The following is a 19,962-nucleotide window of genomic DNA, read 5'->3' as shown; positions in this document are numbered from 1 at the left end:
GACGGATCAGGGCGGCGAGTCGAAGACGAGACGGCTCAGTACGGAAGATCCTTGAAGCCGTTCGGCGTGCCGTTCTCGGCCGGCGCTTCGGTCGGTTTGCTCGGAGCCACCGGACGCGCCGGTGCTCCACCGGTAGCGCGAACGAGCTTCACCGCCAGCGAATCGTCTTTCGCACCGACGGAGCGAAGCTCGACGCGATAGCCAAGTTTGGAGACGAGCACTCTGTGCTCCTTGCCACCGTCCGCCTCGCCCTTGAACGAGAGCTGACACGGCGTCGATGCACAGAGCTCGGTGTTGCCTTCGCGGACCGAGGCACCCGGCGGATCGCTCGTCACCGTCACGACGCGATCACGCGTTGCGGTAGAGCTCACCGAGGGCAACGTCTCCACGGGCGTCGTGGCCTGAACCGAAGGCAAAGACGCGCCCGCGGCGCCGGGCTGGATCGCCGGAGCGACCGTGTTCACCGGAGCGCTCGCGGCATTCGTCACCTTCGCTGGCGACGTCACGTGGAAGGCAATCATGCCGAGGAGTCCACCAATGGCGGCCGCCCCGATCACGCCACCGAGCACCCACAAGACGCGCGAGCGAGGCCTCGGCGCCTCTTCGAAGAGCGTCTCGGCGGGCACACTCGGACGATGCACGCCCGGCGGCGTATGCGAACCGCTCCCGGCCGGCAGGCCCGAGGCGCTGCTCGAATTCACCGGCGGCGGCACCGAGCTCAGATGCGCGTAGGCGCCGCTCAGCGATACCGCCGAGAGCTGGCCGGTCATGGCCACGCCGTGCACGCGCCTGATGTTCTGCAGCACGTCTTCCATCGAGTGAAGACGCTGGTTGGGATCCTTCGCGATGCAGCGCATCACCAGCTCTTCGAAGGCCGGTGAGCAGACGAGGTGCGGGTTGACCTCGCGCATCGGCGGGGGCGCCTCGCCGACGTGCGCCATCAGAATGTTGACGCTGGTGGCGCGCTCGAACGGGACCTTCCCCGTGAGCATCTCGTACATCATGATGCCGAGCGAGTAGACGTCGGTGCGGGCATCGACATGCCCGCCCTGGATCTGCTCGGGCGCCATGTACTTCGGCGAGCCCATGAAGAGGCCGGTCTGCGTGAGCTGCTCTTCGGGTCTCTCCGAGAGCTGCTTCACGAGTCCGAAGTCGAGCACCTTCACGAAGTCTTCGTCGTCACCGTGCTTGGTGAGGAAGATGTTCGCCGGCTTGAGGTCGCGATGAATGACCTCGAGAAGATGCGCCTCGCGAAGCGCGCGGCAGATCTGGACGGCGATACGACCGACGCGGTCTTCGGGCATCACGCGAACTTCGCGGAGCGCCTGATGGAGCGTCTGGCCTTCCAGAAACTCCATCGCCATGTAGTAAATGTCGTCGTCGGTCTTGCCGTAATCGAAGATCGTCACCGAGTTCGGGTGCGTGATCTTCGACGTGATGCTCGCCTCGCGGAAGAAGCGGCGATGGAACTCGGGATCGGCGTCACCCGTGTAGTTCGGGTTGAGAACCTTCACCGCGCAGATGCGCCCGAGCGGCGCTTGCTCGGCGGCGTAGACCTTCCCCATCCCGCCGCGCGCGATGAGCTGCACGATCTTGAAGCGGTCGGCGATGACGCGACCGATCAAGGGGTCTGGTGCCCCTGACTTGCTCGCGGCCGCGGACTCGGACATTTCGACGGATGCTCCCGAAATCGGTAGGATGTCGCAATGGGGGTGAAGGTGGGAGAAGTGTGCCCTCCGTTCGCGGTTGTGTCAAACGCCCCCGGCAACGTTTCCGCGTCTCTTTGCGATCGGTGACGATGCACGGAGGTACGACCCGCCGACGACCGGCAAATTGCAAAGTCACAGCCCGGGTGGATCGTTCGGTCACCGGCGCCCCCCGGTTCGAGTCGTTCGGGCCCGGGCCGCGCTGAACGAACGAGGGCTCGACGCATCCTCAGCCCGTCTCGACGGGCAAAAAGCCTGATCGATGCGCTCAGTTCGGGTACCGTCTCGCCCCGTGATGCGAAGCCCCGTCTCCATTTCGGCTCCTCTAGGCAAATCCGCCGGCAAGCTTGCCCGCTCCCTCGCGAGCCTGGCGCTCTTTGCCTTCGTCGTGCTCTTCGCTTCGGACGCCCGCGCAGCCGGCGTGTTCAAGCTGAAGACGACCGAGGTCAACGAGGTCTCCGGCGCCTGGCACATCTACGTGACGCTCGAGCTGCCCAAGGCGCCCCCGATCGCCCACCAGTCGATGAAGTTCCTCTTCACCAAGACGGTGGCCTACGAGCGCTCCCTCATCGACGGCCACGAAGGCCCGGTCCTCAACCGTCAGGCGCTCCAGAACCAGACGCCGTCGGTCGAGAGCCTCGACGTCGACTTCGCCGATCCGAGCGGCAAGATCTTCAAGGGCACGCGCTTCGACTTCGGTCTCACGCGTGCGCGCGGCTACGAGGCCGGCGAGTACAAGGTCGAAGTGAAGACGTCCGACGGCGCCACCATCGGCGGCACGCAGAACCTCACGCTCAAGGGCGACAACGAGGTTGTCGATCGCCGCGCGATGACGTTCAACGCCAAGGAAAAGCCGATCAAGAAGGTCGACGGCTACGACGCCGGCGCTCCCGCCGCGAAGAACGCCGGTGACGACGCGCCTGCTTCGGCCGGCGGCAACGGCGAAGTCCAGGCGAGTGGCGAGGCCCAGCCCTTCATCCCGAAGGAAGGCTTCGAGAAGACGAACGAGGAGGAGATCAAGGAGCGCCCGCACGGTTGTGGTTGCTCGATCCCCGGCTCCTCGGAGAGCTCGCCGCTCAGCCATCTCGCGTGGCTCGCGCCTCTCGCTGGTCTTGGTTTGGTAGCGGCACGCCGTCGTCGCGCGTAGTAGAGTAGCCACGTCATGACGCCCGAAGAGGCGATCAAGCGAGCCGGGAGTGGGGAACTGCTCCCGGTTTGGCTTTTGATGGGTGAAGAGCGCCTCCTGCGCGATCAGGCGCTCGAGGCGATCACGAAAGCGGCGCTCGCCGGCGGCCTCGCCGAGTTCAACCTCGACAAGTTCACGGCCGGCGAAGTCGACGTCGACAAGATCCTCGGCGCGACGCGCACCGTGCCGATGATGGCGAAGAAGCGCGTCGTGCTCGTGCGCGGCCTGGAGCGCTGGGACGGCACCGCCGAGGCCACCGACGAAGGCAAGGCCCTGCCACCGCTCGACAAGATCGCCGAGTACGCCAAGGCCCCGATCGATTCGACCTGCCTCGTGCTCGTCGCGCAGAAGCTCGACGGACGGCGCAAGCTCGTGACGATGGCCAAAAAGGCCGGCTTCGTCGTCGACTGCGCCACGGTCGACGGCTCCAAGCTCCCCGGTTGGATCCGGTCGCGTGCGAAGGGCAAAGGCCACGAGATCGCCGACGACGTCGCCCAGCTCATCGCGGAGATCGCCGGTCCCGACCTCTCCTATCTCGACGACGTGCTCGAGCGCCTGTCGCTCTACGTCGGCCCGAACGCCCCGATCACCGAGGAGGCCGTTTCGGTGAACGTGACCCGCGTGCGCCTCGCCGACACCTGGAAGCTCGTCGACGCGGCGAGCACGAAAGACCTGGGCAAGGTCCTCGCCCTCTTCGCCGACGTCTACGATCCTCGTGATCGGGGCCTGCCTCTCGTCGGCGCCATCGCGTGGTCGCTCCGCCAGCTTCTCAAGCTCGAATCCGCGCTCGGCCAGGGCGCGAGCCTCGACGAAGCCGCGCGACGGGCGGGGATCTACCCAGCCTTCCGGGCACGAGAGCACGCACAGAAGCTCAAGGCGTTTCGGCCCCGCGAGCTCGAACGTTGGCTCCTCGTCGTTCAGGAGACCGACCTCGCCCTGAAGAGCTCACGCCGCCCGGCCGACGCCATCCTCGAGGACATGTTCACCCGGCTCTGCCGCCGTGCTGCCTGAAGCGTGGGAACGTTTCGCCCGCTTCGTTCATCCAATGGCCAGGAGAGAACGCGAACGCAGGTGTTGCAGCTCCGCCGCAGCGGGACTTGCGCGCCGACCTCATGGATGACAGAACGCCCCGACGGCCTTAGGTTTTCGAAGGCTTCGCGTCGAAAAAAGCTCGATGAAGGTCGAGCTTGATCGGCGTCGAAACAGTGACAACGGTACGGAAGTAGACGGAATTTTCAGGAGAAATGAGATGCACGTCCCCGAGAGGGTGATCCGGCCTCAGACACTTCAGAGTGAGACTGGTCGAACGGAGTGGATCGCCTCGGCGGATCTGCCCACACGCTTCGGCCAGTTCCGGACGCACGTGTTTCGCACGACTGAGCCCGGAGACGGGGCGTGCATGAAAGAGCACGTCGCGCTCGTCTATGGCGACATCCAGGGCGGAGCCTCCGTGCCGGTGCGCATCCACTCGGAATGCATGACGAGCGAGGTCTTCGGTTCGCTCAAGTGCGATTGCAAAGAGCAACTCGACGCCGCCCTCGCCGAAGTCGCGCGGCGCGGTGCAGGTGCCGTCCTCTATCTCCGCCAGGAAGGCCGAGGCATCGGTCTCGCCAACAAGATTCGCGCCTACGATCTTCAATCGCAGGGCGCGGACACCGTCGACGCCAACCGCATGCTCGGTCTGCCCGACGATGCGCGCGAGTACCACGCCGCCGCCGACATGCTCGCGCACTTCGGCGTGCAGAGCGTTCTGCTGATGACCAACAACCCGGCCAAGGTCGAAGGCCTCGGCGCGCTCGGTGTGACCGTCATCGGTCGCCTCCCGGTCATCGTTCCGCCGAACCCGTTTTCGCGCGGCTACCTCGAGACCAAGCGAACCCGCATGGCGCATGAGCTGCCCACACGTGGCGCTGCTTCCGCGGCCATCACGGCGACCGATCCGGTCCTCCAGGCGATCAGCCAGGGCGAAGCCGAATAGCCGCGTTGCCCGGACGGGAGACACGTAGGACACCGCAGTAGACCGCCCCCGGCGCGCTCGCGTACTGTTGGGCGGAGACGATGGCGCATTCGATTCGAGCTCTTTTTGCGGTCTCTGCGGTCTCCTGGGCTGCGCTGACGCTCACGTCCGCGGGCGAAGCCCAGGCCGAGGGTCAGACGCCGTCGATCGATGCGCGCACGTGGCGTCCGTCGACCGACCCGAACGCATCCCTCGTCATCGAACCGGCGATCACGCCCGGCCCGGGCGTCGTGTCGATCGGCGCTTACACGCACTACTCGCTCCAGCCGGTCACGCTCCGTCGCGCGGGAACCGACGACGTCGCATTCCGTCCGGTCTCGCACGTCTTCGGCGTCGATCCGGTCGTCAACCTGGGCATCGGCCAGCGCCTGGCAATCGGCGCCACCCTCCCCGTCCTCCTCTACCAGACGGGCTCGTCGGATCTTCCGCCCACCGTTTCCAACGAATCGCAGGTCCCGCACACCACCATCGGTGACCTCGGTCTCACGGTGAAGGGCACGCTGATTCGCAACGAGGGCGGCGGCTTCGGTCTCGCCGGCCTCGGCCTCGTCAGCCTTCCCACCGGCAACAAGTCGAGCTTCGCCGGCGAAGGCGCCGTCACGGCCAGCGTTCGCGTTCTTGCAGAATACACCCTTCTCGTCGCGGCCGTCCAAGCGAGCATCGGCTACAAGCTCCGCACCGAGCACCGGACGTGGCCTGCCCAGGAAGTCGGCGGCTATCGCTTCGGCGACGAGATCCCGTGGACCTTCGGCTTGGGTTTCCGGCCGGGCGTGCTCGGCGTCGACCCAGGCAATCGACAGCGCTGGGAGGTCGCCATGCACGGCTGGCTCCCGGCCGGCCCAGTCGGTCCGTTCGGAACCGGCGACCCGGGCAGCGCGGCGCTCTCGCCTCTGATGATCTCCGCGAGCGATCGCATCGAGCTCGGTCACTACCGTGACACCTACCTGCTCTTCGGCGCCGATTTCGGGCTGAACCAGGCCGTCGGCGTGCCGATCGTGCGCGCGATCGCGAGCATCGGCTGGGCTCCCCGCGAGCACGACATGGATCACGACGGAGTCAAAGACGACGTCGACGGATGCCCGGAGATCCCCGAAGACAAGGATGGCTTCGAGGACTCGGACGGCTGCCCGGACATCGACAACGACGAAGACGGCATCCTCGACAAGGAAGACGCCTGTCCGAACGTCCCCGGCGTGGAGTCGAAGGATCCCAAGAAGAACGGATGCCCGATCCCCGATCAAGACAACGACGGCATCGAAGACTCCGTCGACGCTTGCCCGCAGGTCAAAGGCGTGGCCTCGGACGATCCGAAGAAGAACGGGTGTCCGGAAGAGAAGGTCGTCGCCCCCGTCGTGCCCGAGAAGAAGTGCGATCGCTGGAGTGATCCGGTCACCACGGGCTGCCCCAATCCCGATCGCGACGGCGACACCTTCGACAACGAAGTCGACAAGTGTCCCGATCAGGCCGAGGTCTGGAACGGCATCACTGACGAAGACGGTTGCCCGGACGAGGGCGGCACGCCGCTCGTCACCATCGACGCCAAGCGCAACATCCGCTTGTCGAAGCCCATCAAGATCGTCGGCACCGCGGAGGATCCGGAGGTCGATCCGGCAAGCCTCCCGATCGTGCACGCGCTCGCCGCGCAGCTCAATCAGCACCGCAATTGGACGCTGGCCGTAGGCGCCAAACCAGGCGCCGGCGACGCGACGAAGGCCCAGCTCGATGCGCTCGGCCGCTCGTTCGCCGTCGTTCGCGAGGTCGCTTCGCTCTCGCACCGTGACGGCGTGGCCGAGACCGTTGGATGGGACGCGGTGAAGAAGCTGGCCCAGGCCGACGGAAACCTCGGCTTCCTCATCCTGGTGAACCCCACGCCATGAGGGCAGGCGCGGCGGCCCTCGTCTTCGTGACGGTCGTCGCCTGCGCGCAGGCGAGCAACGCGCAGTCGCGGAGCACACCGGCGAACGCCGAGCGCTCCTCGAACGGCGTGCCCACCAACCTGCGGGCACGCGTCGGCATCGACTACGCCGCACGGCTCCTTCGGTCGACCGATCCCGACGAACGTTTGCGCGGCATCCAGCGCGCAGCGGCCGTGGGAACTCCGGAAGCGGTGGCTCTCCTCGCGCAGCTCGCGGAAGGGTCGTCCACCACGGGTACGATGCGCGGTGATCCGCGCGCCCTCGTCGACCTGGCACGCGCGCTCTCGCGCTTCACGGATCACGAACGCGCGCGGGCGGGGCTGCTCGCGATCGTGACCGGCGGTACGACGACCGCGTCGCGGCGCCCGCCCCAGGTACGCGCGGGAGATCTCACGGCCGATGTCGAAGGGGATCCGGTCGTTCGGACCGAGCTCGCCCGTCAGATCGCCGCCATTGGCCTCGCCCGTTCGAGTGCCGACCGCGCGCTCGAGCAGCTCTATGCCGTCGCACGCAGCGTCGGCGTCGGACAGGCCGCGGCCACGAATGCCATCCTGCGCTCGCCTCCTCGCGACCCGGGCTTTTTCGGCTCGCCAGGCGCGAACGTGTCGCCGGCGACGGTGCAACTGCTCGCGCAGCTCGGCGACCTTCGCGCGATCGAGTTTCTCCATTCCGCAACGCGCTCGAGCGACGTCGTCACGCGCGCGGCGGCCATTCAGGCCCTCGCCGAGCTGGGGGATCAGCGCGCCGTCTCCATTGCACGGGCGGCTCTGGCCGAGCCGGACACGCGATTGCGCAACGCCGCCGCCGAATCGCTCGTCACGCTCGGTGCGCCCGAGCGCTTCAAGGCCGTTACCGCGCTCATCGAAGACGAAGCCACCACGGCGATGGGGGCACGCCTCGCCGAGCGCGTGCACGGACCGGAGATCACGAAGCTCCTCGCCGCGCGCGCGGCGGTCCATCCCGATCGCCAGATACGTGCAGCTTGCATCCGTGCGCTCGGGCGCTCGTCGGATCCCGCGGCGGCGACGGCTCTTGCCGCGCCCGCGTTGCTCGCTGATCCGTCGTTCGGCTACGAAGCGGCACTCGCGCTCGCGCGCTCTCCGGCGCCGAATGCCGCGGGGCTCACGGCGGACCTGGTCGGCGGGAAAGAGCGGGCGCTCGGTGTTCGCGCGTATGTCGTCCGTGCGCTGCTTCGCGGGGATCGTTCGCGTGATGCCGACGCATTCGTGTTCGGCCTCGCCCGTTCGAAGGACGGACGTGAACGCGCCCTCGGAGCCTTCGCGCGGGTTGCCCTCGGCGACGCCGGGGTCGAAACGTTCCTCGGTGACCAGGATGCGCGCGTGAGGCGAGCCGCGGCGATGGGAAGTGCGGCGCGGCCCTCGCCCGAATCCGATCGCGCGCTGCTCGCGCACCTGGCGCTGGAAGCCGATCCGCTCACGCAACAGGTGCTCGCCGCGGGCCTTCGCGGCGGAGATGCGAAGGGTCGGGTCAAGACGCTGTCGCTCGTCGACCGAGCCCAGAGCGGCGGCGCCGACGCTCCGCTCGCGGCCTACGCACTGGCTCGCCGTGCCGACGAGAGCCTCGAACCGAAGGTCACGACGCTGCTCGGCGATCGGGATCCGGTCGTTCGCGCGCACACGGCGCGTGGGATCGGCGCGGCTCCACTCGAAGACGCCTCGAGTCTCCTCGCATCCGCCTACGCGTATGAGACGGATGTGAACGTCCGCCGGGCCATCGTCTCGGCGTTCGCCGCGCGCACGAACGACAAGAGCTCCCCTTCGCGACAGCGCACCCTCGAGATGGCCGCAACGCTCGACCCCGACGGACCAACGCGCCTCGCCGCGGCGCGCGCCTTGGCCGGAGTCACCGCGCCGTTCGGAGCCGCGTCTTCGAGCGACGTTGCGTGGCTCCGTCTCCAGAACGAAAACGGCGGAGCTCCGAACAGCGCCTTCGTGGGCTCGATCGTCGATGCCAACGGCGTGGCCGTGCCCATCGCGTTCGACGACGACGGCTTCGCCGTGCTGCCCGGCTTGCCGCCTGGCGAGGCGAGGCTCGTGCTTGCACCGCGCCTCCCTTCGTACGAGGCTAAGCCGCGATGAGCTCCCCCGACTCGAAACAGAACCCTGCCGTCGCTTCTGTAGTCTCGGGCGGAGGCTCGGGCGGTACGCAGGGCCCGACGTTCGAGGACGCCATCAAGCGCCTTTCGGAGATCGTCCAGACGCTCGAGCGCGGCGAGCTCCCGCTCGAGGAGTCGCTGCGCCTGTTCGAAGAAGGCGTGCGCCTCTCACGCACCTCGCAAGACAAGCTCGAAGGTGCCCAGAAGCGGGTCGAAGAGCTCCTCGGACTCGATCGGGATGGTCGGCCGCGAACCACGCCGTTCGACACACGCGGCGATCGCGAAGACTGACCGGCTCAAGGCGGCGCCCCCTTCTTCGGCGGCGCTTCGATGGCCGGCGAAGAGTTCTCCGGCGTGGGCTCGTTCTGCTGGTCATTCGGCTTGGTGAGGATTCGCGTCACGTCCTGCACGGCGCGCGAGATCGCGCGGAAGCTCGTGCCGCCGGCGATGACGAAGAGGACGCCGAGCGAGTTCTGCCCCGCCGTCGCGATGGTGGGCGGCGCCTGGTAGGAGTTGACTGCGAGCCGGTCGCCCCAGCCGTACGACAGCTCGAGGCCGAGCAGGAGCGCGCCGTCGCCGCGATAGGAGCCGACGCCGAACGAGGCCGCGACGCGATTCGTGCGCGCCGGGTAGTAGTTGACGAGGGTGCCCGAGAGCTCACCTTTCGGAACCGCGCTGATGTCGGTGCTCAAGCCTCCGAGCAGGCTGATCTGCGGACGGAGGAAGACCTCCGCACCCACGCCGACGTTCACGACGCCACGCGCGCGCTGCGAGAGCTCGAACGACTGCGAACTACTCACGCTCGTATTGCCTACGGTGTCGACGCGATTGCCGTCGATGACGGCGTCGTAGGCCGGGCTCATCGGCGAAAACCAGCTCACGTCGAGCTCTGCGGTGCCCCACTTGCGCGCGATGCCGGTCCCCAACGTGACGCGCAGGGGGGTTCGCGCGTTGAAGCCTCCCTGCCCGGTCATCACCGAGGACTGATTGCCGCCAGCGTCCGACTGCGTGTAGAGCGACGCGCCACCGGTGCCGAAGAGATGCAGCGACGGCGCCTCGACGGCCAGGCCCACGCTCTGGCGACCGAACGTGTACGTGGCGCCGGCGATGGCGTGCAGTTGCCACGACGTTCCATGCGACGAGCTCTGGAACATCGAGTTGATGGGCGTCCCCAAGATGCCTTGCTCGGAATGGGCGATCGCAGTGAGCGAGCTCCACTGGTTGGAGATGCTGGCGTGGATGGACGCGCCGATGGTCAGCCCGGGCACGAGCCACATCGAGTACGTGGGTCCGAACTGGAAGCGCGAGAACGTCTGCGCGAACGCTTGCGACTGACGCGTGACGACACCCTGCGAGCTCGTCTGCTGGTAGCCCTCGTTCGAGTAATAGAACGACTCGGTCTGCGTGGTCGCAGCACAGAGACCGAGGCGCGCGTCGCGGAACCGAGGATCGTTCTCGGTGGCCTTCTTGAACCAATGGATGCGGCCGACGCGGAAAAACAGGCACAAGCTCGAGGGCAGTGACGTGAGCCGCACGTCGGACATCGAGGTGCCGCCCACCTGGAGCGAGCCGAACTTCTGCGTGTCGATCGGCCCCGGCTGATACCAGTGCGGCGCGGTCGTGAACTGCGCCGCGTAGAAGTTCACCGAAAAGGCGAGCCGACCCGGATCGATCCGAAGCGCGGTGGCCGGATTGATGATGGCCGACGCGCCATCCATGCCGTAGACGACGCCCGTTCCTCCGAGCAGCGTCGTTCGACCGCCCATCGGCGACGAGCGGTAGTTGCCTTGCGCGTGCGCAGCGCCGGTCGTCAGCAAGACGAGCAGGCCGAAAACGATTCCGCAAAACAGCGCGGCGAGCGTTCGGCGGCCCGGGGTCGACACGTCCGGACCCTACACAGAGCGTGGGTTTGGCGCGACAGGAAGCCGACGAGCCGCGAAGGCGGAACGCCCGACGTCAGCGGTTGATTGCGCCGCGATAGACCCAGCCGTCACTCGCGAAGCCGTCGCCGTACTTGATCGAGAACCAGCCGTCTTTGACGTTCCCGACCTTCACCTTCGTCCCGCGCGGGAGTCGGGCGACGACTTGGCCCGTCTTCGGCACGTCGCGAACGAGGGCGACTTCCCAGCCAACACTCGCCTCGCCACCGGCGACCGGTGCGGGCTCGGGACGATCTTTGGAGTCGTCCGGCGCGTCTTCGCCCGAGCGAGCCTTGGCATTCTTGTCGACGCGCGCGCCGATGGGGTCCTTGTCGCCCTTGTCGAGCGAGCTTGCGCCGGTCGATGGAGCCAAGGTCGCGCTGTACGCCACCGTGTAGCGCGCGTGCTCGTGCGCGACGCCGCTCACGCCGGTGCCTTGGAAGAGGGTCTTGAGGCAGCCGCCGATGCCGTCGATGTTTCCGACGTTCGTCGACTTGCCGATGTCCCAGTTCATCTTGCCGCCGGCGAAGTCCGCCGTGACGACGAGCGAGAGCTTGCCGCTCTGTCCGTCCGCGGCCGAGCAAGTGCTCAGCTTGCGGAGACGCGGGGCGACCAGCTGATCGAGCCCCGCGACGGCCCCGCAATCCTGGCCCTTCTTGGTGTCGCCACCTTCCGTCTTGCAGGAAAGGACCTTGCCCTTCTGGACGCTGATCTGCGTGCCCGCGGCGGCCGTCGGAACGGCGGTGGCGGCGGCGACGGAGCTGACGCTGGCGGCCGGAGCAGTCACCGAAGCGGCGGGCTGAACGGGCGTCTTGCCCGAGACACTGGCCGCCGGCGCTTCCGGTGCGCGTGCGCCCGACTTGGCGCTTCCCGACGCTGCGGCCGCGCTCGTCTCCGAAGGGGCGCTCGGTCCGAGGCGAATGCCCATGACACGAGGCCAGGCCACGCCGAGGACGAAGCCCACGGCAGCAATCACACCGACCTTGATCCAGCCGGGGCTGTCCCGATCGGGACCGGGCATGTCGACAGCGAGCGGCGCGTCCTTGCGCATCGGCTCACTTCTTAGCAAAGACGCGCCAAACAGGCGAAAAACCCACGCAGTTCCTTACCGCGTGGGTTTCTGCACCATTTGGGCTCGCCGCCCGAATGACCGAAGACAAGAACGTCGGGGTCGCAGTGAGCCCCGACGTTCGATCATGACTAAGGCAGCACGCGGATCGCGAGAACGATCGCGCCGTTCTGGTAGGCCCAGCCGCCGACGTTGAAACGCTTGTTCGGCTCGGCGGTGATGTCCGCGAGCTTGAGGAAGCCGTTGTTGTCAGGCTGGCTGATCGCTGCACCGACCTTGTAACGCTTGTCCGGCGTGACGTCGTTCAACGTCACCTGGAACGTGCGACCGTTCGGAAGCGGCGTGGTGCTCGGCTTGCCCTTCTGCAGGGGAAGCACCTTCTTCTCGAGCAGCTTGTAGCAGTTGTACTTGAGCGGCGGCATCTCGCCGATGGCCGGGTCGACCGTCGGCTTGTCGCACTGCGTCCCGTGGATGACGAGAACCTCGGCGTTCGGCCCGCTCTGGGCTTCGGCCGTCTTGGTCGTCGTGCCCGCGATGAACGCGCAGGCAAACGCGAGCCCCATCGTCAACGCGCCCCGACGAGAAGAAGTCATCTCGTGCCCCATCTTACTTTGCTCCCGTTTCGTCGACCCAGACGACCACGCTCGTCGTGACTTCGTTGGCAGCCGGAAGATAGAACACGCTCACCGATTGTCCCGGCGTATCGGTGGCGGTAACGTCGACTTCCACAGGCGCGTTCGAGGGCTCGGACGCGTTCACGGCGACCGGCGCGGGAGCCATCGGCGTCTCCTGCGGACGTGCCACGAGGAACAGGGCGGCCGCGAGAGCGAGCGCCGCGGCAACTCCGCCGGCAATCTGCGTGCGTCGACTGCGCTTGGCGCGCTCGGCCGCAAGCGAGGTGACGGCGGCCGGCTCCGCCTTCACGGCCGGAGCAGCTTTCGGCTCGGCCGCGATTTTCGCCATGACGGCGTCGGCGATGTCGAACGACGCGATGGCGCCGCCCGCACGCGTGGCATGGCCCTCTTGGACGAAGTCGCCGAGGTTGGCGATGTCGTTGACGAAGCGAACGGCGTCGGCGTCGGTCGCGAGGAGCTTCTCGACCTCGGTAAGGTCGTCGCCCGCGAGCTCGCCGTCGGCGTAAGCCATCAACTTGAGCATGTTGTCCGAACTGAGGGTCATGATTCGTCTCCGTCATCCGCCCCTGTCGAGGGGACGCCGGACCCCGGTGTCTTTCCGATCTGTTCTACGTAACAGTCGGCCAAAGCTTTCTGGAGTTTCTGCCGCGCGTGAAAGAGACGACTCATGATCGTCCCTTTCGACACTTGCATCGCTTCGGCCATTTCTTCGTAACTGAGGCCGTCAATCTCCCGCATGACGATGACGCTGCGGTGATACGGAGGGAGGGCTTCGAGAGCTTGTTGGAGTCGCCCCGCGATCTCCGTACGCCGGACCACGTCGGCCGGATCGGAGCCGTCGATGCGGCTGAGAAGAGGAAACTCCTCCTCCTGCCCTTCGTCGGTTTCGAAGCGGGTCTCGTCGATGTCGCCGAGCTGCCGCCCCGGCTTGCGGATGAGGTCGATGCTGAGGTTCTTGATGATGCGATAGAGCCAGGTGAAGAAGCTCGACCCGCCCTGGAAGCTATTGAGGCTCTTGAAGACTCGCAGAAACGCGTCTTGGACGAGCTCGCGCGCGTCGTTCTCGTCACGGACGAAGGACAGCGCGATGGCGAAGGCCCGACGCTGATGACGTTCCACGAGCGACCGAAAAGCCGCCGTGTCGCCGTTTTGCGCCCTCGCAATGAGTGCACGATCCTCCTCCGCTTCGCGTTGCCGTGTCTGCTTGGTGTTTGACGCCTCGGAAAGCCGAGTATTCACGGCTTCCGACGGAGGCGGACACGACGGCGGTCGTGAGGGGGGTCGAGGGGCGGAACGCGACAACTCCCGTGCACGCTCGTGCAGGTGATCCGACGAAGGCACGTCGTCGTCACCACCCGGGTCTTTGTCCTCCGAGTCTGGCTGCGCCACGGACATTCGCGTGGTCCAGGGTAGTACAGGGGCTAGGGTCGCGGCTACAGACCGGATTTCGCCAGCACGACGACGCCATGGCGCAATGCACCAAAGTAGCCAAAACCCCTGGAAATCGAGGGTATCAGGCCGCGCCAGGGCGAGCGGCGCCTAGTGGGGGAACGGCTCGTCCTCGTCGTCCGGCGAAGGCTGCGGTACGCGCGGACGGAAAGACGGCCCGCGGTTCTTCGGCTCCTTGAGCTCGCCCAGGGTCACCTTGAGCTCGAACGGCTTGCCCGCGCGAATCACGCGGACGGTCACCAGTTTGCCTACGCCCGCGGTGCTTGCGAGCCACTGGAGGAGCGTTCCCCGTTCGACCGCTTGGCCGTCGAACGCCACGATGACGTCGCCCACCTCGAGCTTCGCCTTGTCGGCCGGGCCGCCCGTGTCGACGTACTCGATGACGGCGCCTTTCTCGTCCGTCACCTTGAGCTGCTGCTTGTCCTCGGGCGAGAGGTCGCGCACGTCACGAATGCGAACGCCGAGCGCGCTTCGCGTGACGTGGCCTTCCTTCAACAAGGTCGGCATCAGCTGCTTCACCATGTTGATGGGGATGGCGAAGCCGATGCCTTGCGCGCCGCCACCGCGAATGGCGGTGTTCATGCCGACGACTTCGCCCTTGAGGTTGAGGAGCGGTCCGCCCGAGTTACCGGGGTTGATCGACGCGTCGGTCTGCAAGAAGTTGTAGTACCCACTCGGATCGAGCGGCACGTCTTCCCGACCGCGGCCCTTCGCGCTCACGATGCCCGCACTGACGGTGTGCGAGAGGCCGAACGGATTGCCGATGGCGACGACCCAATCGCCGACTTCCAGGTTGTCCGAGTCGCCGAGGGGAATCGACGAGAGATCCTTCACGCCCTCGATCTTCACGACCGCGATGTCCGTGCGCGCGTCGCGCCCGACGATCTTCCCAGGGAACCGCCGCTCGTCGGAGAGCTGCACGACGATCTCGTCGGCGCCGTCGATGACGTGGTTGTTGGTGATGATGACGCCGGTGTTGTCGACGACGAAGCCCGTGCCGAGGCCCTTCTGCGCACGGCTGCTGCGGCCCTTGCGCGCAAACAGCCCGCGGCCCTCTTCCTCACCGACCGTGTAGATGGTGACGACGCTTCCATCCGCACGCTTCGCGATCGGTGCGAAGCTGAGTGGCGCCATCTTGATGTCCTCGGCCGCCGGCGCTTTCTGAGGCAGCGTGGACGTGGGGGGGCGCGTGGGCTCGGCGACGGCGGACGCGCTCGGAACGGGAATCGCGCCCGGAGGGAGACCATCCGAGCGCGCTTGTTCCTTTGGTTTGCACCCGCTCGCAAGAGCGGCGACCGCGACGAGCGTGGGTGCGAGGAAACTCCGTGCGATGCGACCAGCTGGCTTCATGAGCGCCTGCGGGAGCGTCGCGGAGGGCTGCTACTTGGCAGCCCCCTTGGAGCGCTCCACGTAACGCATCCTAAGATCGAAGAGCACCTGTGCAAGGAGACGCTCTTCGTCTCCCGTCAGGTTTCCCTTCGTCTTCTCCTCGAGCAGGCCGAGGATGTCGATGTTCTGCTTCGCCAGCGAGAGGTTGGCCTCCACCCTGTTGGTCTCCGGATCCGGCGCCTCGCCGAGGTGCATCAGAACGGAGTGGCTGAGCGAGAGGATGAACGTCGCGAAGTCGATCTGAGGAAGCGTTTCGTCGCTCATCGCGTTCGTTCTCAGACCGCGGGCGGCTCGGAAGATCCGTCGTCCGTCGACGGGGCGACAGCCGCCGGTTCCTCGGGCTCGGCGGCGGGCGCCGACGGGGGAGCAGCAGGAGCAGGAGCAGGAGCCGCCGCGGGAGCCTCGGGCGCAGCCGCTTCGGCAACGACCTCGTCCTCGTCCTCGTCCTCGTCCTCGTCCTCATCATCCACGTCGTCGTGACCGACCGAGAAATCCTCGACGACCGAAGGCTGCGCGAGGGCCGGCTGCGAAACGCCGAAGGCCTCGGTCTGGCCGGTGAGATCGGGCAGGCCGGCGACGTACTTCTCGACGTCCTTCTCGGTGACGGCGCCGCTCTTGAGGTTGCGCTCGCGAACGCGCACGTCGAAGGTCCAGTTATTCACGTTCTTCTGAGTCATATGGCTAACCTCGGAGGTGCCTCACGTAGCGTCGATTCCGGGCCGAAACAAACCCGAAGAACAAGCACGAGGGCCGTTTATGCCTGGTGCAGATGTAGTCGCGGCACGGGACCGCCGCAAGGGCGGAAACAGACGGAAAGTCAAGGTCGTGCCCGCGACTTCGAGGACACAACCTACTGAAATCAGTGCAGTTTCTTGGAGGTGAGCTGGACGAGGTCGCCACCGTGGCTGTGGTCGTGCCCGTGCTCGTGGCCATGCTCGTGACCATGCTCGTGACCGTGGTCATGGCTGTGGTCGTGGGTCGGGTCGTTGCACCCGCCATAGCCCGCGTCTTCGAAGGCCTCGGCCGCCTCGGCGATCTCTTCTTCGCTGGCGGCGCGGATCTCGCGGACCTTCACGGCGTAGTGGAGGGTCCGACCGGCGAGCGGGTGGTTCGCGTCGACCACGACCGTGTCGTCCTTCACTTCGATGACGCGCATCGCGAGCTCGTCCCCATCGGGTGACTCGGCGATGAACTCGTCGCCCTCGGCGACCTTCGTCGGATCCGGGAAATCGCCACGGTCGACCTCGAGCACGAGATCTTCGTCGTGATCGCCAAAGCCCTCGGCGGGGTCCACGACGATCGACTTCTCCGTGCCGACCTTGAGGCCTTCGAGCGCGGCCTCGAGGCCGGGCACGAGCATGCCGTAACCGTGGACGTAGACGATCGGCTCGCCGTCCTCCATGTCGCTCGTGTCGAGGACTTCACCGTCGTCGCCCTTGAGCGTGTATTCGAGGACGACCCGGGCGTTCGGCTGAATGGTTTCCATGATTTCGATCTCTACGATTCGGACTGCTGATCAGAGCGCATCCGGGCCGACGATTCGGCCCGCGATCGCGCTGGCTGCGACGACGAGCGGACTTGCGAGGTAGACCTTTCCGGGTCCGCTCCGGCCCGGGAAGTTGCGGTTGATTGCGCTGACGGTGACCTGTTCGGGGGAGTCACTGACACCAGGTCCCGCCTTGATGCAAGCCCCGCACGAGGGATCGACGAGCTCGGCCCCAGCGGCACGGAACACCTCGAGATACCCCTTCGCTTCGGCATAGCGCCGGATGTCCTGTGAGCCGAACTGGATGTAGAGGTGCACGCCGTCGGCGACCTTCTTGCCCTTGGCAACGGCCTCCGAGAGGACGGCGGCGTACATATCCATGTCCGCCTTCTTACCGCCGGTGCACGAACCGCCGTAGGCGATGTCGATGCGAACGTCCTTGTCGCTCGAGCTCGCCCCGAGCGTTCGAAGCGGCACGCCGTTGCGCGGATCCCCAGGCGTGGCGACCATCGGCTCGACCGCCGCGAGATCGATCTCGAACGTGGCGAGGTAGCTGGCCCCCGGATCGGCCTTCACGATGCGCGAACGAACCGACGCGGCGTCGAGCCCGCGCTGCTTGACGAGGTAGTCGACCACGACCTCGTCGGCCTCGATGATGCCGGTGAAGCCGCCCGCTTCGACCGCCATGTTGGTGAGCGTGGCGCGCTCGTCGAGGTTCATCGACGCAACGCCGTCGCCTGCGAACTCGAGCACCTTGCCGATGCCCTGCCCGCTCTTGAAGAACTCCTGACTCAGGATATGGAGCATCACGTCCTTGGCGCAGACGCCGGGACGGAGCTTGCCGCGGAGCACGAACCTCGCCGTCTCCGGCACGGTCACGCGGATGTCCTTCGTGTACCAGGCGTTCGCCATGTCGGTCGAGCCGACGCCGAACGCGAAGCAGCCGAGCGCGCCGGCCATGCACGTGTGCGAGTCGGTGCCGGCAACGAGCTGCCCGGGAAGCGCGATCTCCTCGATGACCTTGTTGTGGCAGATCGCTTCCGAGCCCACGAGCTTGCCGTCGCGGTGGACCTCGCCGTAGAGCTTCACGCCCTGCTTCTTGGTGAACTCGTCTTGCACCACCGCGAGCTTCTCGGCCTGCTCTTTGAGGCCCATGTCGCGATGGGCCTTCGGCATGACGAGATCGAGAAACGTGAGGTGATCGCGGAACGCCCAGACGCTCTCCGGGTCGGTGACGCGGGCGTCTTTGCCCATCTCCGCGGAGAAGAGCGATTCGGCCATGGGCGTCACGTACTCGTGGCTGAAGCGCACGTCGGTGCGAGCGAAGAACGCATCACCCGGCTGAACGGCGGTGACGCCGACGGCGCCCGTCTTCGCGTTCGTGATCACGTGCGCGGCGAGAATCTTCTCGCAGAGCGTCATCGGGCGGGCGGGCGTCTCGATGGCGGGCGGCGTGGTCTCGCCGGCGAGGCGCGCGCGGTTGTACGCGAAGAGGCCGCCGTGCTCGACGATGGCCGCGCTAATCGGGTCGAGTCCTTTCGTGAACTCGGACATCGGGATCGCTTCGCCGCCTCGGATTCGCTCGATGAGCCCGAAGTCCGTCGACGTGAGCAGGCCGATGTTCTGCGCGTTCTGCCGGTAGATCTTCTCGATGCTCTTGGCGATGACGAGCTTCACGCCCGCCTTGAGCTCGCTGTACGGCGCCGTTTCACGGCTCGAACCGCAGCCTTTGGAAATGCCGCTGACGATGACGCCGAAGCCGCCGTTCTTGATCGCGTCCTTGCCGATCTTGCCGCCACGCAGGCCGACCAGGCAGAAACGCGCAAGCGTCTCGTCGTAGTAGTAACAGACCCAACCCGGGGTCAGTTCGTCGGTCGAAATGTTGGATACGAGCGGCCGTTCGGGGTCGTACGGCAGGTCTTCGCCGGCGAGCTGCTTCTCGAGCAGCGCCAGATCTTCGGTGACGAAGAGAACCCGACCCCCGATTGTCACGTTGGACGTGCTAGACGGCTTCACGGCGGGCACATCGGTACGACTCGAGCTCGAGGCGGTGTGGGCGGCCGTATCCATGGATCCCCCTTAGCACGGGTCCCTGCCGGATGAGATGGCGGGGGGCCCTCAATTTGGGGTAAATGCGCCCCCGTCCAACATGCCGGAAACACGCGGCGCATCCCGCTCGACGATCTGGGTCATCACGACCAGCTATCCGGTGGACGAGGGCGATCCGTCGGGTCACTTCGTGCAGGCGGAGGTACGCGAGCTGGAGCTTGCTGGCCACTCCGTGACCGTCCTCAAACCGCGCGCCGGCGGGGCCTTCGGATGGCCAGGCGCGGCAACGCGCCTACGGGGGCGCCCCTGGAGAGCCATCGACGCGGCGGGATTCGTCGCCACGGCCGCCATGCGCGTCCGGCTCGGCAAGCCGTCTCGCATCATCGCGCACTGGGCCCTCCCGGGGGCTTTCCCGATCGCGCTCGGCGCCGACCTCGAGGGCGTCGATCTGGAGGTCGTCTCCCACGGGGGCGACGTCCGGCTGCTCCGCGCCCTGCCCGCCCGAATCCGCTCCAGCATCGTTCGGCGCATCGCGGAACGCGCCAGCCGCTGGCGCTTCGTCTCCGACGCGCTCCTCGAGGAGCTCACCTCCTCGCTCGCGCACGACGACGCGCAGCGCGTGAAGGCCGTCGCCATCGTCCAGCCGAGCCCGCTGACGATGCCCAACGTCGAAGAGGGCGTCCGCGCACGGCGAACCGCACTCGGGTCCCGCCGCCTCTATGTCACCGCCGGGCGCCTCGTGCCGAGCAAGCGCGTCGACAAGGTCATCGACTACGTCGCAACCGAGCGCCACGACCAAGCGCCCGTGCTCGTCGTCCTCGGTGACGGCCCGCAGCGCGAATGCCTGCAGGAGCAGGCGCAGCGCTGGGGAATCGATGCACGCTTCCTCGGCAAGACGCCCCGCACCGAGGCCCTCAGCTGGATCGGCGCGGCCGACGAGGTGGTGCACGCCTCGCGCGCGGAGGGCCTGTCGACCGTCTTGCGCGAAGCCGAGCACCTCGGCGTGAAGATCACGCTTCTCTAAA

Annotated in this window: 18 protein-coding genes; 7 read left to right on the top strand and 11 right to left on the bottom strand. The window is 66.9% G+C overall.

The features are described 5' to 3' along the window. Positions 1-35: 35 nt before the first annotated feature. Positions 36-1,670: a serine/threonine protein kinase gene (locus AKJ09_RS21680; protein WP_146649116.1), complete on the bottom strand. Its 1,635-nt coding sequence runs from the start codon at positions 1,668-1,670 to the stop codon at positions 36-38. 331 nt (positions 1,671-2,001) lie between these two features. Between AKJ09_RS21680 and AKJ09_RS21675 the strand changes: the two genes are divergently transcribed. The 6 genes from AKJ09_RS21675 to xseB all read left to right on the top strand — a co-directional run bounded on the left by AKJ09_RS21675 (position 2,002) and on the right by xseB (position 9,232). Continuing rightward, entirely contained in the window at positions 2,002-2,853 is an 852-nt protein-coding gene (locus tag AKJ09_RS21675; protein WP_240488960.1) for an MYXO-CTERM sorting domain-containing protein, read from the top strand. A 15-nt stretch (positions 2,854-2,868) separates the two neighbouring features. After that, positions 2,869-3,903, top strand: coding sequence for a DNA polymerase III subunit delta (gene holA / locus AKJ09_RS21670; RefSeq protein ID WP_146649114.1), 1,035 nt, complete (start codon positions 2,869-2,871; stop codon positions 3,901-3,903). Between the two features lie 238 nt (positions 3,904-4,141). Next, positions 4,142-4,870: a GTP cyclohydrolase II gene (gene ribA, locus AKJ09_RS21665; protein WP_146649113.1), complete on the top strand. Its 729-nt coding sequence runs from the start codon at positions 4,142-4,144 to the stop codon at positions 4,868-4,870. An 80-nt stretch (positions 4,871-4,950) separates the two neighbouring features. After that, complete coding sequence (locus AKJ09_RS21660; protein WP_146649112.1) at positions 4,951-6,786, top strand: thrombospondin type 3 repeat-containing protein; 1,836 nt, start codon at positions 4,951-4,953, stop codon at positions 6,784-6,786. Beyond that, complete coding sequence (locus AKJ09_RS21655; RefSeq protein WP_169927731.1) at positions 6,783-8,924, top strand: HEAT repeat domain-containing protein; 2,142 nt, start codon at positions 6,783-6,785, stop codon at positions 8,922-8,924. Before AKJ09_RS21660 ends, AKJ09_RS21655 begins: the two co-directional genes overlap by 4 nt. Further along, a complete protein-coding gene (gene xseB, locus AKJ09_RS21650) occupies positions 8,921-9,232 on the top strand; it encodes an exodeoxyribonuclease VII small subunit (protein ID WP_146649110.1) in 312 nt (103 codons plus the stop codon). The genes AKJ09_RS21655 and xseB overlap by 4 nt, the downstream gene beginning before the upstream one ends. 5 nt (positions 9,233-9,237) lie before the next feature. On the opposite strand, the gene AKJ09_RS21645 is transcribed toward xseB, so the two are convergent. From AKJ09_RS21645 to AKJ09_RS21600, 10 genes are all read right to left on the bottom strand, one after another. Next, the gene (locus tag AKJ09_RS21645; RefSeq protein ID WP_146649109.1) at positions 9,238-10,824 is read right to left on the bottom strand and encodes a hypothetical protein; all 1,587 of its coding nucleotides are present in this window, start codon (positions 10,822-10,824) and stop codon (positions 9,238-9,240) included. Positions 10,825-10,897: 73 nt separating this feature from the next. Further along, positions 10,898-11,911 carry an SH3 domain-containing protein gene (locus AKJ09_RS21640; protein WP_146649108.1) on the bottom strand — a complete coding sequence of 338 codons (1,014 nt, stop codon included), beginning with the start codon at positions 11,909-11,911 and terminating at the stop codon, positions 10,898-10,900. A 149-nt stretch (positions 11,912-12,060) separates the two neighbouring features. Further along, positions 12,061-12,522: a hypothetical protein gene (locus AKJ09_RS21635; protein ID WP_146649107.1), complete on the bottom strand. Its 462-nt coding sequence runs from the start codon at positions 12,520-12,522 to the stop codon at positions 12,061-12,063. A 13-nt stretch (positions 12,523-12,535) separates the two neighbouring features. Continuing rightward, positions 12,536-13,108 (bottom strand): anti-sigma factor, encoded by a 573-nt coding sequence (locus AKJ09_RS21630; protein WP_146649106.1) that lies wholly within the window; start codon positions 13,106-13,108, stop codon positions 12,536-12,538. Then, entirely contained in the window at positions 13,105-13,959 is an 855-nt protein-coding gene (locus tag AKJ09_RS21625) for an RNA polymerase sigma factor (RefSeq protein ID WP_146649105.1), read from the bottom strand. Before AKJ09_RS21625 ends, AKJ09_RS21630 begins: the two co-directional genes overlap by 4 nt. A gap of 144 nt (positions 13,960-14,103) precedes the next feature. Next, positions 14,104-15,363 carry a S1C family serine protease gene (locus AKJ09_RS21620; RefSeq protein ID WP_240488548.1) on the bottom strand — a complete coding sequence of 420 codons (1,260 nt, stop codon included), beginning with the start codon at positions 15,361-15,363 and terminating at the stop codon, positions 14,104-14,106. Positions 15,364-15,393: 30 nt separating this feature from the next. After that, positions 15,394-15,666: a DUF1844 domain-containing protein gene (locus AKJ09_RS21615; RefSeq protein WP_146649104.1), complete on the bottom strand. Its 273-nt coding sequence runs from the start codon at positions 15,664-15,666 to the stop codon at positions 15,394-15,396. Positions 15,667-15,677: 11 nt separating this feature from the next. Continuing rightward, complete coding sequence (locus tag AKJ09_RS21610) at positions 15,678-16,079, bottom strand: hypothetical protein (protein ID WP_146649103.1); 402 nt, start codon at positions 16,077-16,079, stop codon at positions 15,678-15,680. 182 nt (positions 16,080-16,261) lie between these two features. Then, the gene (locus AKJ09_RS21605; RefSeq protein ID WP_146649102.1) at positions 16,262-16,888 is read right to left on the bottom strand and encodes an FKBP-type peptidyl-prolyl cis-trans isomerase; all 627 of its coding nucleotides are present in this window, start codon (positions 16,886-16,888) and stop codon (positions 16,262-16,264) included. Between the two features lie 30 nt (positions 16,889-16,918). Beyond that, positions 16,919-18,958, bottom strand: coding sequence for an aconitase family protein (locus tag AKJ09_RS21600; RefSeq protein ID WP_146649101.1), 2,040 nt, complete (start codon positions 18,956-18,958; stop codon positions 16,919-16,921). A 79-nt stretch (positions 18,959-19,037) separates the two neighbouring features. Here AKJ09_RS21600 and AKJ09_RS21595 point away from each other — a divergent pair, with 79 nt between their 5' ends. Further along, positions 19,038-19,961 carry a glycosyltransferase gene (locus AKJ09_RS21595; protein WP_169927730.1) on the top strand — a complete coding sequence of 308 codons (924 nt, stop codon included), beginning with the start codon at positions 19,038-19,040 and terminating at the stop codon, positions 19,959-19,961. The last annotated feature ends 1 nt before the right edge of the window (position 19,962 follow it).

This window comes from Labilithrix luteola (assembly GCF_001263205.1).
Lineage (GTDB): Bacteria > Myxococcota_A > Polyangia > Polyangiales > Polyangiaceae > Labilithrix > Labilithrix luteola.
Note: the sequence above shows the minus strand (reverse complement) of the source record. Positions and strands in the feature narration are given on the sequence as shown.

Coding starts and splice junctions, on each gene's coding strand:
- AKJ09_RS21680 (WP_146649116.1), bottom strand. CDS start 1,670: ATGTCCGAGTCCGCGGCCGCGAGCAAGTCAGGGGCACCAGACCCCTTG.
- AKJ09_RS21675 (WP_240488960.1), top strand. CDS start 2,002: ATGCGAAGCCCCGTCTCCATTTCGGCTCCTCTAGGCAAATCCGCCGGC.
- holA (WP_146649114.1), top strand. CDS start 2,869: ATGACGCCCGAAGAGGCGATCAAGCGAGCCGGGAGTGGGGAACTGCTC.
- ribA (WP_146649113.1), top strand. CDS start 4,142: ATGCACGTCCCCGAGAGGGTGATCCGGCCTCAGACACTTCAGAGTGAG.
- AKJ09_RS21660 (WP_146649112.1), top strand. CDS start 4,951: ATGGCGCATTCGATTCGAGCTCTTTTTGCGGTCTCTGCGGTCTCCTGG.
- AKJ09_RS21655 (WP_169927731.1), top strand. CDS start 6,783: ATGAGGGCAGGCGCGGCGGCCCTCGTCTTCGTGACGGTCGTCGCCTGC.
- xseB (WP_146649110.1), top strand. CDS start 8,921: ATGAGCTCCCCCGACTCGAAACAGAACCCTGCCGTCGCTTCTGTAGTC.
- AKJ09_RS21640 (WP_146649108.1), bottom strand. CDS start 11,911: ATGCGCAAGGACGCGCCGCTCGCTGTCGACATGCCCGGTCCCGATCGG.
- AKJ09_RS21635 (WP_146649107.1), bottom strand. CDS start 12,522: ATGACTTCTTCTCGTCGGGGCGCGTTGACGATGGGGCTCGCGTTTGCC.
- AKJ09_RS21630 (WP_146649106.1), bottom strand. CDS start 13,108: ATGACCCTCAGTTCGGACAACATGCTCAAGTTGATGGCTTACGCCGAC.
- AKJ09_RS21625 (WP_146649105.1), bottom strand. CDS start 13,959: ATGTCCGTGGCGCAGCCAGACTCGGAGGACAAAGACCCGGGTGGTGAC.
- AKJ09_RS21620 (WP_240488548.1), bottom strand. CDS start 15,363: ATGAAGCCAGCTGGTCGCATCGCACGGAGTTTCCTCGCACCCACGCTC.
- AKJ09_RS21615 (WP_146649104.1), bottom strand. CDS start 15,666: ATGAGCGACGAAACGCTTCCTCAGATCGACTTCGCGACGTTCATCCTC.
- AKJ09_RS21610 (WP_146649103.1), bottom strand. CDS start 16,079: ATGACTCAGAAGAACGTGAATAACTGGACCTTCGACGTGCGCGTTCGC.
- AKJ09_RS21605 (WP_146649102.1), bottom strand. CDS start 16,888: ATGGAAACCATTCAGCCGAACGCCCGGGTCGTCCTCGAATACACGCTC.
- AKJ09_RS21600 (WP_146649101.1), bottom strand. CDS start 18,958: ATGGATACGGCCGCCCACACCGCCTCGAGCTCGAGTCGTACCGATGTG.
- AKJ09_RS21595 (WP_169927730.1), top strand. CDS start 19,038: ATGCCGGAAACACGCGGCGCATCCCGCTCGACGATCTGGGTCATCACG.